Origin of the sequence: Aquisalimonas asiatica (assembly GCF_900110585.1) — a bacterium.
GTDB lineage: Bacteria > Pseudomonadota > Gammaproteobacteria > Nitrococcales > Aquisalimonadaceae > Aquisalimonas > Aquisalimonas asiatica.
The window spans coordinates 153,677-166,274 of record NZ_FOEG01000003.1 but is presented as its reverse complement, the minus strand read 5'-3'; the positions used below and the strand labels follow the sequence as shown (position 1 = coordinate 166,274).

Annotated in this window: 12 protein-coding genes; 8 read left to right on the top strand and 4 right to left on the bottom strand. The window is 67.1% G+C overall.

Annotation, left to right across the window (positions count from 1 at the left end):
* Position 1: 1 nt before the first annotated feature.
* The 4 genes from BMZ02_RS08605 to BMZ02_RS08590 all read right to left on the bottom strand — a co-directional run bounded on the left by BMZ02_RS08605 (position 2) and on the right by BMZ02_RS08590 (position 3,305).
* On the bottom strand, positions 2–880 hold the full coding sequence (locus BMZ02_RS08605) for a DMT family transporter (RefSeq protein ID WP_091642283.1): 879 nt from the start codon (positions 878–880) through the stop codon (positions 2–4).
* Positions 881–973: 93 nt separating this feature from the next.
* A complete protein-coding gene (locus BMZ02_RS08600; RefSeq protein ID WP_091642280.1) occupies positions 974–2,038 on the bottom strand; it encodes a GGDEF domain-containing protein in 1,065 nt (354 codons plus the stop codon).
* Entirely contained in the window at positions 2,035–2,277 is a 243-nt protein-coding gene (locus BMZ02_RS08595; protein ID WP_091642279.1) for a hypothetical protein, read from the bottom strand. Before BMZ02_RS08595 ends, BMZ02_RS08600 begins: the two co-directional genes overlap by 4 nt.
* A 2-nt stretch (positions 2,278–2,279) precedes the next feature.
* A complete protein-coding gene (locus BMZ02_RS08590; RefSeq protein WP_091642276.1) occupies positions 2,280–3,305 on the bottom strand; it encodes a phosphoribulokinase in 1,026 nt (341 codons plus the stop codon).
* Between the two features lie 201 nt (positions 3,306–3,506).
* On the opposite strand from BMZ02_RS08590, the gene rraA reads away from it, so the two are divergent.
* The 8 genes from rraA to BMZ02_RS08545 all read left to right on the top strand — a co-directional run bounded on the left by rraA (position 3,507) and on the right by BMZ02_RS08545 (position 12,563).
* Complete coding sequence (gene rraA, locus BMZ02_RS08585) at positions 3,507–3,992, top strand: ribonuclease E activity regulator RraA (protein WP_091642274.1); 486 nt, start codon at positions 3,507–3,509, stop codon at positions 3,990–3,992.
* Between the two features lie 50 nt (positions 3,993–4,042).
* Positions 4,043–4,504 (top strand): CBS domain-containing protein, encoded by a 462-nt coding sequence (locus BMZ02_RS08580; protein ID WP_091642271.1) that lies wholly within the window; start codon positions 4,043–4,045, stop codon positions 4,502–4,504.
* A complete protein-coding gene (locus BMZ02_RS08575) occupies positions 4,501–4,890 on the top strand; it encodes an RNA-binding S4 domain-containing protein (protein WP_091642268.1) in 390 nt (129 codons plus the stop codon). Before BMZ02_RS08580 ends, BMZ02_RS08575 begins: the two co-directional genes overlap by 4 nt.
* A gap of 178 nt (positions 4,891–5,068) precedes the next feature.
* Positions 5,069–5,572, top strand: a complete 504-nt coding sequence (gene rfaH, locus BMZ02_RS08570; RefSeq protein WP_091642265.1) for a transcription/translation regulatory transformer protein RfaH — start codon at positions 5,069–5,071, stop codon at positions 5,570–5,572.
* A 430-nt stretch (positions 5,573–6,002) separates the two neighbouring features.
* Entirely contained in the window at positions 6,003–6,530 is a 528-nt protein-coding gene (locus BMZ02_RS08560) for a helix-turn-helix transcriptional regulator (RefSeq protein WP_091642259.1), read from the top strand.
* Between the two features lie 267 nt (positions 6,531–6,797).
* Positions 6,798–8,225, top strand: a complete 1,428-nt coding sequence (locus BMZ02_RS08555) for an MBL fold metallo-hydrolase RNA specificity domain-containing protein (protein WP_091642256.1) — start codon at positions 6,798–6,800, stop codon at positions 8,223–8,225.
* Between the two features lie 155 nt (positions 8,226–8,380).
* Positions 8,381–11,812 (top strand): ATP-binding protein, encoded by a 3,432-nt coding sequence (locus BMZ02_RS08550; protein WP_171909866.1) that lies wholly within the window; start codon positions 8,381–8,383, stop codon positions 11,810–11,812.
* Positions 11,813–11,861: 49 nt separating this feature from the next.
* Entirely contained in the window at positions 11,862–12,563 is a 702-nt protein-coding gene (locus BMZ02_RS08545) for a response regulator transcription factor (RefSeq protein ID WP_091642250.1), read from the top strand.
* Positions 12,564–12,598: the final 35 nt, after the last annotated feature.

The window sequence follows — 12,598 nt, the reverse complement described above, 5'->3', positions numbered from 1 at the left end:
GTCAGGTCTCCTTAGTGGATCGGGTGGCCGGCGCACGGGGGCCACCGCGCGTGGTGAGTATGCCAGCCAGCACCACCAGCAGCATGCCAATGAATGTGGGCGTGTCCAGGTATTCGTCCCAGAAGAGCCAGCCGTACAGGGCGCCGAACACCACCGACACGTAGGTGAATGGCCCGATCTGCCCGGCAGGCGCCAGGGCGTAGGCGCGGGTGAGCAGCAACTGGGCGGTGGTGGCGCAAAGCCCCATGCCCAGCAGCCAGAGCAGTGCGCGCGGTTCGGGTGTCTGCCAGGTCCACAGCAGTGGCACGGCAGAGATCAGCGTGGCGAACGCGCCGAACCAGAACACGATGCGCACCGCCGGCTCCGTGCGGCTCATGCGGCGGATCGTTACCTTGGCCAGCCCTGCCAGGAAGGCGCCGAGCAGGCCCACGACCGCCACCAGCTGAATGCCTTCTGCGTCGGGCTGCAGAATGAACGCGACCCCGACGAACCCCACCGCAATGGCCACCTTGGCGCTGTTGGGGATGGTCTCCGAGAGCCACAGCAGCGCGATCAGCGGGATGAAGAACGGCGCCGTGAGCTTGAACAGCAGCGCCTCCGCCAGCGCCATGTGCGCGATGGTGTAGAAGAAGCAGTACATGGCCGCCACACCCACCGCCGCGCGCATGAAGTGCAGATGCGGCACGGTGGTCTTCAGGCTCGCCCAGCCGTTGCGCAGCACCAGCGGCATCAGCACCGCCAGGCCGAAGAGGTTGCGGAAGAACACGAGCATGGCCTCGGGCATGGTCTCCGCCAGCACCTTCACCGCCGCGCTCATGCTCGCGAGCAGGAATTCGGAGATGACGATGAACAGGGCACCGAGCAGCAGATTCCGTTGCATGGAGGAAAGGTGGCGGCGGAATGGGCCGGGGAGTGTACCGCAAACCGGTGCCGCCATGTTGAGGTCCACCAAACCGAACCGGGGCCTACCGATTCACCCCGCCCGCTGTGCGATCTCCACGGTGTTGCCGCCCGCGCCCCGGGCAAGCTGCACGGCGCTGTCGGCCGCAAGCATGAGCTCATCCGCGGTGATGGCGAGATCCGGGTAACCGGCGACGCCAACGGAGGCGGGCACCCCCTGGATGATCTGCTGCCCCAGGGGCACCTCCAGCGCCGCGATCTGATCGCACAGATGCTCGGCGCGCAGCCGCGTGTCGTTGAGGTCGGCGTCGGGCATGACCACCACGAAGGTGTCATCGTCGATGCGGCACGCGGCGTCGGATCCGCGGAAGCTCGACTGCAGCAGTCCGCCCACGGCCTGGAGCAGGCGGTCACCGGCGGTGCGGCCGTGTTCCAGGTTGAACGCGGAGAGGCCATCCAGGTCCAGCTGGATCAGCCCCAGCGGGCGTTTTACCCGCTTGCAGCGGTGGATCTCCCGCTGCAGGGTGTCTTCGAGGTAGCGGCGGTTGAACAGCCCGGTCAACGGCTCGCGCACCGAGCGATGGCGGGCATTGGTCTGCAGGGTCAGGCCGGCAAGGGCGAGGCCGGCCGCTTCCGCCACGATATGCGCGGACGCGGTGTCCGCCTCCTGCGTGCTGTCATCGCCCAGCCACACGCGGAACTCACCCACGGCAACGCCTGCGCCGGCCAGGTCGAGCTGCAGGGTGGGGGTGGTGTCGCCGCGGCTGATGCGCTCCAGCGCATCGGGCATGGTCTGCGGGCGGTTGGCGCCCTCGATCCAGAGTGCGTCGGCGTCCCAGTAGGCGGCCAGGTTGGCGCCACCGCCTTCCGGCGCACGCAGCAGCACGATGCAGCCGGCCGCGGGCATCATTCGCCGTGCCGCGCCGGCCATGCGCTCCAGCACACCCCGCGTGTCCGTCTGCCGGGCGATGGCCGTAATCACTTCGGCAACGGTGGTAAGCAGCGCCGGATCGCCGCTTATCGGGCGGTCGGCCTCGCGGGCGCGGGCCTCGTCCAGCCGTTTCGTTGCCTCTGCCTGGGCGTCGGCCGCGGCTGCCAGCAGCGCGGCCAGATCCCGGGGGTCCTTGGCATCCGTCATCGCCGATCGTCCTCTGTATGGTCTCCGCGCGCCCTGCGCGCCGCCGAGCGTACCGTACCGTAGTACTTGAGCGCCATGATGGGCGAGCCGATCACGGCGGCGGCGATGAGCACGAACGCGATCAGCATCGCCCAGTCGGGCAGAACGGGCCAGATCCAGATGAAAAACCCGTACAGCAGCACCACGTAGGCTGCCACCACCAGCCCTGCGCCCGTGGCCGCGAGCAGCAGCCGGCCCATGCTCAGCCCAGGTCCTCGTGCTGCCACTGGCTGAGCAGGCAGCGCACCTTGCCCAGGAACGGCCACGCCACCAGGGACTGGGCCAGCCGCATGGTGGAGTTCTGTGCCTCGTCGCTCACCAGGCAGGAATCAAGGTCCCGCGCGATGCCGGTGAGCGCCATGATCTCCTCCTCCAGTTGCTGGATCGCCTCAATGGGCGTCACACCGTCGATGTGCGTGACGTTGACCCGCTTGCCCCAGTAGCTGCTCGGCACCATCGCCAGCATGAACGGCCGTGCATCCGCCTCCATGGCCGCGTTGAGGTTCATGGGCAGGTGCAGGGCGGGCAGGTGCAGGTTCACGGGCGCGGTCACGATCTCCATGTGGTAGCAGTTGTCCGGCACCGGTCCGTCGTACTGCTGGTGGGCCAGCTCGCCCAGGTCGCTTTCGTGGATCTTCACCACCACGTCGGCGCTGGTCTTCTGGAAGTCGATCCATTGCTTGTACGCCGCCTCCCGGCGCTGGATCTCGTTCTCCAGCTCGGCCGGATCGTGGCCGCGGTAGGAGACGTCGCGCTCGAACTTCCAGCGCCACTTCACGTCCCGGTCGGTGTCCACGTACAGCGCGAAATCGAGCTGGGGCAGGAGGTGCTGATACAGCGCGTGCAGCCCCTCGATCACCACCACCGGCGCCGGGCGCACGATCTGCGGCGCGTCGAAGCAGCCGGTCTGGTGGTTGTACACCGGCACTTCCACCGGCTTGCCCGCACGCAGCGCGCGGAGGTGTTCCTCCACCAGGTCCAGATGGTTGTTGGCCGGGTCCAGGGGCAGGCGGCCACTGCGTCGCCGCTGGGCACGATCCTCCCGGTGGTAACCGTCCAGGGGGATGGACGTGACCATGTCGTTGCCCAGCAGCCGCCGGATGCCGTGGGTATACGTGGTCTTGCCGCTACCGCTGTCACCCGCCACGCCAAGCAGAATGGGGCGCCGCGCGCCCTGGAGCAGGGAGCGCAGGTCGTCCGATGGAATGGCGTCGGCAGGCAGCGTCATGAAGCCGGATCTCCGTGCAGAGTGAGGCCGCAGGCGGCCGGATGGTGGCGATGGCCCAAGGGCCTGTCAAACGCGTGTCACCCTTGCGATGGTGACATTTCGGCGCAGGTTTCTTACCTTACTGAGACTCATGGGCGAGCGCCGGGAGGACCCGCGGCCGCTGCGCCTGAGCCAGAGAATACCGCAAAAACCGGGGGATCCATGAGCCTGAAAACAACCGACCTGTGCGACGACCATTCGGACAACCTCAGTATCGCCAGCCCCATGTTCCGCGACTTCGGCGGCCGGCGCGAGTTCCACGGCCCGATCAGCACGGTCAAGGTCTTCGAGGACAACTCCCTGGTGCGCGAGGCGTTGAGCGAGCCCGGCGAGGGCCGGGTGCTGGTGGTGGACGGCGGCGGCTCCATGCGCTGCGCCCTGCTGGGCGACAACATCGCCGAGCTGGCCATCAACAATGGCTGGAACGGTGTCGTGGTCTACGGCTGCATTCGCGACTCCGCCGACATCGCAACCATGGATATCGGCGTCAAGGCACTGAACACCCATCCGCTCAAGAGTGTCAAAAAGGGTGTCGGCGAGCGGGATGTGTCGGTGACATTTGCCGGGATTACCATCCGCGCCGGTCAGTATCTGTATGCTGACGAAGATGGCCTGATCGTGGCGCAGGAGGCGCTGCACCAGGCCTGAAGCACCAACAAAAGCCAACAACAACCGGCACCGCCGGGGAGGTGAAGTCCATGGATCAGCCCGTCAGCACTCTGCTCGCCAAGCGCCCTGGCGATATCCACACCGTGGATGTCAGCGCCAGCGCGGCCGACGCAGTCCGTACCATGAACCAGGCCCACGTGGGCTGTGTCGCCGTGATGGATAACGGCCGCCTCGCAGGCATCTTCACCGAACGCGACGTGCTGCGCCGTGTCGTGGAAAGCCACCGCGATCCGTCACAGACGCCCGTGTCGGATGTCATGACCAGCGACGTGGTGGTCATCAGCCCGTCCGACACCCTGCAGCACGCCATGGTGCTGGTGAACACGCGCAACTGCCGGCACCTGCCGGTGATGGACGGCGACACCCTGGTGGGCATGATCTCGGTGCGCGATCTGATCGGTGCCGTGGTGGATGGCCAGGAGCACCGCATCGCCGAGCTCACCGACTACATCTACGGCGGTTACGGCCTGCAGGCCCGTGTCGATGCATGAGTGACGACGGCGTCCGCGTGGACAAATGGCTCTGGGCGGCGCGGTTCTTCAAGACGCGCCGCCTGGCCACCGAAGCCATCCAGGGCGGCAAGGTGGAGCTGAACGACAGCCGCGCCAAGCCCGCCAAACTCGTGCGCCCCGGCGACGAGCTGCGGGTGCGCAAGGATGCCTACGAGTTTCACATCATCGTGCGCGACCTCTCCGACAAGCGCGGCCCCGCCAAAGTGGCGGAGAGCCTCTACGAGGAAACCTCCGAGAGCATCGCCCGCCGCGAGGAGACCCGCGAGCAGCTCAAGGCCCAGAACGCCGCATTCCCCCTGCCCAAACACCGCCCCGACAAACACGACCGCAAGCAGCTCGCCCGGTTCAAGCGCAACACGGAATGACGTGGTGTTGGAACGATGGTGGATGTAAACATCCACCCGACGGTTACCCCGAGGCACGGCCGAACTCGTAGCCCGTAGGGTGGACGTAAACCTCCACCCGACGGTCCTGTTAGAATCGCCGTATCAAGCGCGTAGGGTGGACCTTCAGGTCCACCATCACAGCCGAAAGTGATCGACCATGCAGAACTGGTACGCCGTCCAATGCAAGGCGAAAGAAGACGCCCGCGCCGAGGAGCACCTCAACAACCAGGGCTTCCACGTCTTCCGCCCCATGCTCCGGCAACGCCGCCGGCGCGGCGGCCGCATGGTGACCGTCACCGAGTCCCTGTTCCCGCGCTACCTGTTCATTGAACTCGACGACAGCACCGAGAACTGGGCGCCGATCCGCTCCACGCGCGGCGTGCTCGGGCTGGTGCGTTTCGGTGCCTACCCCGCACCGGTGCCGTCCTGCGTCATTGAAACCCTCACCGGCCAACTCGACCCGGAGACGGGCTGTATCGACCTCACACAGACCACCGATTACAAGCCCGACGAGCCCGTACACATCACCCAGGGGCCGTTCGCCGGCTATCACGGCCTGTTCCAGGCGCGCAACGGCGAAGAGCGGGTCATCGTGCTGCTGGACGTCATGCAGCAGTCCCAGCGCATCACCTTGCCCGAAGAGGCGATAAGTCGGTCTTGAGTGGGATGTTGAATGGTGGACGTAAACGTCCACCCTACGAATCGGCAACCGGTCCGGCACACACGTAGGGTGGACCTTCAGGTCCACCATCCCGACCGCTATCAATATAACGGTGGTTGTCACTTGACAACCATTTTGACCAACCACATACTCAATAACGGACTATGGACAGATCAAAGCATCCACGGAAGGAAATTGAAGATGCGCTGGCACATGCGGAAGAGTGCGGTTGGACTATTAGGACGACCCGAAAAGGCCATGCGTGGGGGCGAATGTATTGTCCGTTTAACGACTCCGAATGCCGCTGCGGCGAATTCTGCATTACCAGTATTTGGAGCACGCCAAAGAACCCGGCCAATCATGCGCGAGCCTTGCGGCGAGTCATTGATAACTGCAGCGGCGGAGCGCGTAGGATGGAAGGCGACGAATCATGAGCGAGTACACGTTCACCCTGACGTATCAGCTTCCGAACGCCGGTGAGGATCCGGAGGCATTGGTCGAGCGCCTGGCTGAAGCAGGCTGTGACGACGCGTTGGTTGGTACCGGCGTGCCGGGCCGGATTGCATTGGAGTTTACCCGCGACGCCTCCAGTGCCTGGGAGGCGGTAGCAACTGCGCTGCGGGACGTGAAACGAGCCGTCCCGGGAGCCAAACTCATTGAGGCCGCGCCGGATTTTGTCGGAGTCACCGATATCGCGCTCGTGCTCGGCACCTCCAGGCAGTACGTGCGAAAACTCATGCTCAGCCATGGCGATAGCTTTCCTCCGCCGGTGCACGGCGGCAGTGCATCGATCTGGCACCTCGCCGAAGTGCTCGAATGGCTGGCGCAGCGCAAAGGGCATGCTCTGGAGAGGACTCAACTGGAGACCGCCCGTGCCGCGTTGGAGGTCAACCTCGTGAAAGAAACGCAGCGCTTTCCCGTCAAAGCGGACAACCAGCTCGACGGACTGATCGCCTGACCCGCTCGGCCCAAGCGTAGCACCCGTAGGGTGGACCTTCAGGTCCACCAACCGCCCCCTAATCCAACAACCACGCCCGTGGCCGCGTAGGGTGGACGTTCACGTCCACCACCCCAACCCGGGCACCGCGACACACGCAACGCCGATCCGGCGGGGTGGACGTTCACGTCAACCATCCCAACCCGGACACCGCGACACTGACCCGTAGGGTGGACGTTCACGTCCACCATCGAACCATCATCAACACAAATAAAAAGGAATCGGGAAATGGATCTCCCACGTATCACCCACCACGGCGCCGCCGACGGCGTTACCGGGAGCTGCCACCGTCTGCAGATCACGCCGGATCAGGCGCTGCTCGTAGACTGCGGCCTGTTCCAGGGCGAAGACGCCGCTGGCGATGACACCCTGGAGCAGCACCAGGTCACGTTCCCCGTACACGACCTGCTTGCCATGGTCGTCACCCACGTGCACATCGATCACATCGGCCGGCTGCCGTACCTCCTCGCCGCCGGATACCAGGGGCCGATCATCTGTTCCGTGCCGTCCGCGCGGTTGCTGCCGCTGGTCATCGAGGACGCCCTGAAGATCGGTTTCACCCGCGACGAGCGCATGATCCGGCGGTTTCTCGACGTGGTGGACGAGCGCCTCACGCCCATCGACTACAACACCTGGCACACCGTGCTGGACGACCCCGGCCATACCGTGCGCGTCCGCCTCCAGCGCGCCGGGCACATTCTCGGCTCCGCCTACGTGGAGGCGGACATCGCCCACCACACCGCCGGCACCCGTGAGCGCATCGTCTTCTCCGGCGACCTGGGCGCGCCCCATGCACCGCTGCTGCCCGCCCCGAAGCCCCCGTATCGCGCCGACCGCCTGGTGCTGGAGAGCACCTACGGCAACCGCCGCCACGACGACCGCCGCAACCGGCGCCAGCGCCTCAAGGCCGCCATCGACCGGGCGCTGGCCAACCGTGGCACCGTCATCATCCCGGCGTTCAGCATCGGCCGCACCCAGGAGCTGCTCTACGAGCTGGAAGGGCTCATCCACAACGCCCCGGTGCGCAGCGACGGCACCGACTGGCGTAATCTGGAGATCATCGTCGACTCACCGCTGGCGGCGCGGTTCACCGCCGTCTACCGGGACCTCAAACCCCACTGGGATGCCGAGGCCCACAAGCGCCTGCGCGCCGGCCGCCACCCGCTGGCGTTCGACAACCTCTACACCGTCGACGACCACGATGAACACCTGCAGACGGTCGATTACCTCGCCCGCACGGGGCGCCCGGCGGTGGTCATCGCCGCCAGCGGCATGGCGGCCGGCGGGCGCGTGGTGAACTACCTCAAGCGCATGCTGGGCGACCGGCGCCACTGCGTGCTGTTCGTGGGCTACCAGGGCGCCGGCACCCCCGGCCGCGCCATCCAGCAGCACGGCCCCGACGGCGGCTGGGTCGACCTCGACGGCGAGCGCCACACCATCCGGGCCCGCATCGAGACTATCTCCGGCTACTCCGCCCATGCCGACCAGAAAGGCCTCGTGGATTTCGTCCGCCGCATGCGCAGGCCGCCGCACACCATTCATCTCGTCCACGGTGACCCCACCGCCCAGCAGTCCCTCAGGCGCGCCCTGGAGGCCTGGGCGGAAGAAGCCGGCCACGCCCTGACCGTACACGCCGCCACACCCGATCCGCCGTGACCACGCAGGGGCGGGCCCGAGAGCACCGGGGCCTGACCTGGCGCCGCGACGTGCTACGGTTATGACCTTTTGTGGTCCGGGTCACCCGGACCAGCACAAACGGGACAACACGGGGTGTGCGGGACATGACCGGGTGCCGGCGGGGCGGAGTCTGGATGTGGGCGGCGGGGCTGCTGGTTGCAGCCCTGGTGCTGCTGCCGTCGGCCGCGGCGGCACCGGCGAACCCTGAGCCCGGGGTGATCGATCTCCGTCAGTGGCAGCCCGGGCAGGGGGAGATCGCCCTGGATGGCGACTGGCTGATCGCCTGGGAGGGCGGCGATGATTTCGAGCCCTTCGCGGTGCCCGGCGTCTGGAACGGCCGTGTGATCGCCGGCGAGCAGCGCGATGGTTCGGGGCATGCCGTGCTGCGTGTGCGCCTGCTCCTGCCGCGCACCGATGTCCCCCTTGCCCTGGAGATCCACAACATCAAGTCCGCCGCCACGGTGCAACTGGATGGCCGGACCGTGGCGACGAGGGGGGTGCCAGCCGCGGATGCCGCGTCCGAGCGCCCGGATCTCAGCGCGGTGCGCGTGCCGCTACCCGACAGCGAAGCCGTGGAGCTGCGCATGGCCGTCTCCAACCACTTCCACTACGAAGGGGGGATCGACCGGTCGATCCGGGTCGGAGACGCGCGCGCCATGGAACGTCAGGCGCAGATCGACTGGTCCTGGGCGCTGCTGGCAATCGGCAGCATGGGCGGGCTGGCCGTCTACCTGCTCGCCCTCGGCGGGTGGCGGCAGATCTCGATGCCCGGGGCACTGTTCGTGGGGCTGATCCTGATCGTGGCCCTGCGGTTCGCCGCCGTAAGCGGGTTGCTCCACCAGCTCCCCTGGATGACACCCGGCATGATCCTCCGTGCCGACTACCTGCCTGCCTTCCTGCTGCCGGGCGTGTACGCGCTACTGGTGGGAAGCCTGTTCCCGCGCGACCTCTGGCAACCGGTGAAATGGGGCGTCGTTACCGTCTCCGCACTGCTTGCGCTGACCGTGCTGTTGCCGCCGGCCGTGTTCACCGCGCTGCGCGATGCAACGGCGGTGTTCGTCATTGCCAGTGTGCTCCTGCTGCTGCTTGCGGTCGGGCGTGCCGTCCTGAACCGCCGGCCCGGCGCCCGCGTCGTGCTGGCCGGCGCCGTCGTACTCGGGGCCACCGCCGTCAACGACGCCCTGGTGGCGATGCGGGCCCTGGAATCCACCAATCTCATCGTCCCGGGAATGCTGGCTTTTCTCACCATGCACGGCGTGGCCGTCGGTGGCCGCGTGTTCGACGCCATCGAGGAGAACCGGCGCCTCTCCGACTCCCTGTGGAACCTGACCCGGTCGCTGGAGAGCCAGGTTGCCGACCGCACCGCGGCGCTGCGCCAGGAGTCCGCCCTGCTCGACGGCGCCCTTGAGAGCATGGCCCCAGCCGTGCTCGCGACCACCAGCAGCGGCAGTCCGCAGGCCTGGAACACGGCGTTCGTCGAGATGTTCCGCATCGACGAGGCCGCGCTGCGTCGGCGCAGTCGCCCCGCGCTGGTCGAGGGGCTCCAGGTGACCTTCGGCGCCGATACGCCGGTTGACGACATGATTCCCGGCCCCGATTTCACCGGGGCACGGACACGGCGTGTGTCTCTCCCCGGGGGTGAGGTGATCGAAATCATCGGGCACCGGCGGGCGGACGGTGGCTGGGTCTGCACGTTCATCGACGTCACCGCGCGGCGGCTGTCGGAGATCTGGCCCGAGGGCGGTGGTGTCGGCACCTGGGAGTGGGATTTCACGACCCGGCGTTTCCATGGGTCGTCCCGCTACTGGTCGTTGCTCGGTTACGACCCGCGCAGAATGGATCGGCTGCACGTGGAGAGCATCGACGACATGATGGCCATGGTCCACCCGGAGGACCGTGACACCGCCTGGCAGGATTTCGACGACGCCCGACGCAACCCGGAGTACATCGCTGCACGGGAACTGCGGGTCCGTCGCAGCGACGGTGGATGGCTGTGGGTTCTGGTGCGGGCCTGCGTGGTGCGTGACCGCAGCGGGCGCCCGATCCGCCTGGTGGCGGCCCAGAGCGATATCCATGACCTGGTCCAGGCGCGGGAGTCCCTGGAGCGTGCCCGTGACGAGGCGCGCCGGGACGCTACCGAGAAAGGTCGGCTGCTGGCCGTCCTGAGCCACGAAATCCGCACGCCCCTGCATGGCATGCTCGGGCAGATCGACCTGCTGCGTCGCGAGGCGGCCATTCCCCCGTCCGCCGAGCCGCGCCTGATCCTGGTCCAGCGCACCGGGCGCGAGATGGTCACGCTGCTGGAAGATATCGTCACCATGTCCGGCGTTGAAGCCGGGCGGCAGCCGCTGCGGCAGGAGCCGTTCGAGCCCCGTGACCTGGTGGATCACCTCGTGGAGCTTGTGCGTCCGCGGGCGGCGGCGCTGAATCTCACGGTCACGGGCGAAGTGGATGACGCCGTGCCGGACGAGCTGTGCGGCGATATCCCCAAGCTGCGCCAGGTGCTCATGAATCTTCTCGATAATGCGGTGAAGTTCACGGATTCCGGCGGAATAACCCTGACGATGGAACAGGGGGGCGAAGGGTGGTATCGCTTCGTGGTTGCAGACTCCGGCCGCGGCATGTCCCGGGATGATGCCGCACGGGTGTTCGACGCATTCTACCACTCGGCGGACTCGCCCGGCGCCGGCCTGGGCCTCTATATTGTCGGGCGCCTGACGCGTTACCTGGGCGGCCGTGCCCATGCCACGTCAACCCCGGGGGAGGGGTCCCGGTTCATTCTCGACCTGCCGCTCGAGGCCGTGGTTCCGGGCAGTGTCGTCGCGGATGCGCCGCCCACGCGCCCGGTGGGCGCCAGGATACTGCTGGTGGATGATGAGCCGATCAATCGCGCCACGGTCCGGGAGATCCTGGCGTCGGAAGGGCAGCACGTCACCGCCGTTGCCACGGCGCGGGAGGCTCTTGATGCGGTTGCGGCTGGCGAGGTATTCGACATGATTCTGCTGGACCTGCGGCTGCCCGGTATGGATGGCGTCAGCGCCATGGAGCAGCTGGCTGCCCAGGGGCGCAACACCAGCCTCCCCGTGGTGGCGTTCACCGCGGACGACACCCCCGAACAGCACCGGGCGTTCCTTGAAGCCGGCGGTTGCGGCATTCTCACCAAGCCACTCGATCTGGACGCCTTCTATCGTTTTCTCACCGGCGGCGGTGGCGTCGTCGAGCCCGTGGAGGCGTCTGCCAGCGAGATGGATGCGCGCTGGGCGGAGCTGGAAGAACGGGTCGGGGCGGTGACGCTCGAGCGCCTGCTGGGCATCCTCCGTGACAGTCTTCTCGCCATGCGGCAGGAGCTGGAGAGTGCCCTTGCGGACGGCGATCACGGGCAGTGTCGCGAGGTGGCACACCGGTTACAGGGCAGCGCCGCGAACTATGGCCTGCATCACGTGGAAGCCCTGGCCCGGGCTGTCAACGGTGCGGCGGACGCCGGCCTCCATGGCGACGGCCGTGAGCTCATCGCCGCGCTGGACAGCGAACTGACAGTATTGAACCGCAGGCTGGCCGGGTCATGATCCACAGGCCCGCCCCCGTGTTGGTTTTGGTTGAGGAGGAGGAGCACCCTTGCAGCACTACGACACAGTGATTGTGGTCGACGACGCGCGCGAGAACCGCGAGCTCATCGCAAGCTACCTGGAGCGGGAGGGATACCGTGCCTTACGCGCCGCCAACGGCCAGGAGTACCGTGAACTGCTGGCCAATGATGCACCGGGCCTGGTTCTGCTGGATATCGGACTGCCTGACGTCGATGGCCTCACCCTGGCTCTGGAGACGCGGGAGCGCTCCGATGCCGGCATCATCTTCGTCACCGTCCGTGACAGCCAGTTCGACCGGGTCGCCGCGCTGGAACTCGGTGGTGACGACTATGTGACCAAGCCGGTCGACCTGCGGGAGCTGCTCGCCCGGGTGCGCAGCGTACTGCGGCGACGGCAGAGCGCGAACGGCCAGGGCGTGGCGCCGGTGCTGCAGTTCGCCGGCTACCGGCTGGATCTCATCCGCCGCACCCTGGTGGATGCCGAGGGTGAACCGGTGCAGCTCACCACCGGCGAATTCAGCCTGTTGGCCGCATTGCTCGATGCCGGTGGTGAACCCGTCAGCCGTGACACGCTGCTCGGAGTGATCAGCAACCGGGATGTCGAGGACGTCAGCGAGCGGACGGTCGACACGCTGATCCGGCGCCTGCGGCGCAAGACCGAACAGGACCCCGCCCGTCCCCAGTGGATCGAGACGGTCCACGGCGTTGGCTACCGGATCAACCACCACTGACGGGTCCCGGTGGCGGCGCTCCGGCAGCATGTGAA

What these genes read in the sequence shown, in the direction of transcription:
- rfaH (WP_091642265.1), top strand. Translation starts at nt 5,069, where the DNA reads ATGCAGAACTGGTACGCCGTCCAATGCAAGGCGAAAGAAGACGCCCGC.
- BMZ02_RS08605 (WP_091642283.1), bottom strand. Translation starts at nt 880, where the DNA reads ATGCAACGGAATCTGCTGCTCGGTGCCCTGTTCATCGTCATCTCCGAA.
- BMZ02_RS08555 (WP_091642256.1), top strand. Translation starts at nt 6,798, where the DNA reads ATGGATCTCCCACGTATCACCCACCACGGCGCCGCCGACGGCGTTACC.
- rraA (WP_091642274.1), top strand. Translation starts at nt 3,507, where the DNA reads ATGAGCCTGAAAACAACCGACCTGTGCGACGACCATTCGGACAACCTC.
- BMZ02_RS08590 (WP_091642276.1), bottom strand. Translation starts at nt 3,305, where the DNA reads ATGACGCTGCCTGCCGACGCCATTCCATCGGACGACCTGCGCTCCCTG.
- BMZ02_RS08560 (WP_091642259.1), top strand. Translation starts at nt 6,003, where the DNA reads ATGAGCGAGTACACGTTCACCCTGACGTATCAGCTTCCGAACGCCGGT.
- BMZ02_RS08580 (WP_091642271.1), top strand. Translation starts at nt 4,043, where the DNA reads ATGGATCAGCCCGTCAGCACTCTGCTCGCCAAGCGCCCTGGCGATATC.
- BMZ02_RS08550 (WP_171909866.1), top strand. Translation starts at nt 8,381, where the DNA reads ATGTGGGCGGCGGGGCTGCTGGTTGCAGCCCTGGTGCTGCTGCCGTCG.
- BMZ02_RS08600 (WP_091642280.1), bottom strand. Translation starts at nt 2,038, where the DNA reads ATGACGGATGCCAAGGACCCCCGGGATCTGGCCGCGCTGCTGGCAGCC.
- BMZ02_RS08575 (WP_091642268.1), top strand. Translation starts at nt 4,501, where the DNA reads ATGAGTGACGACGGCGTCCGCGTGGACAAATGGCTCTGGGCGGCGCGG.
- BMZ02_RS08595 (WP_091642279.1), bottom strand. Translation starts at nt 2,277, where the DNA reads ATGGGCCGGCTGCTGCTCGCGGCCACGGGCGCAGGGCTGGTGGTGGCA.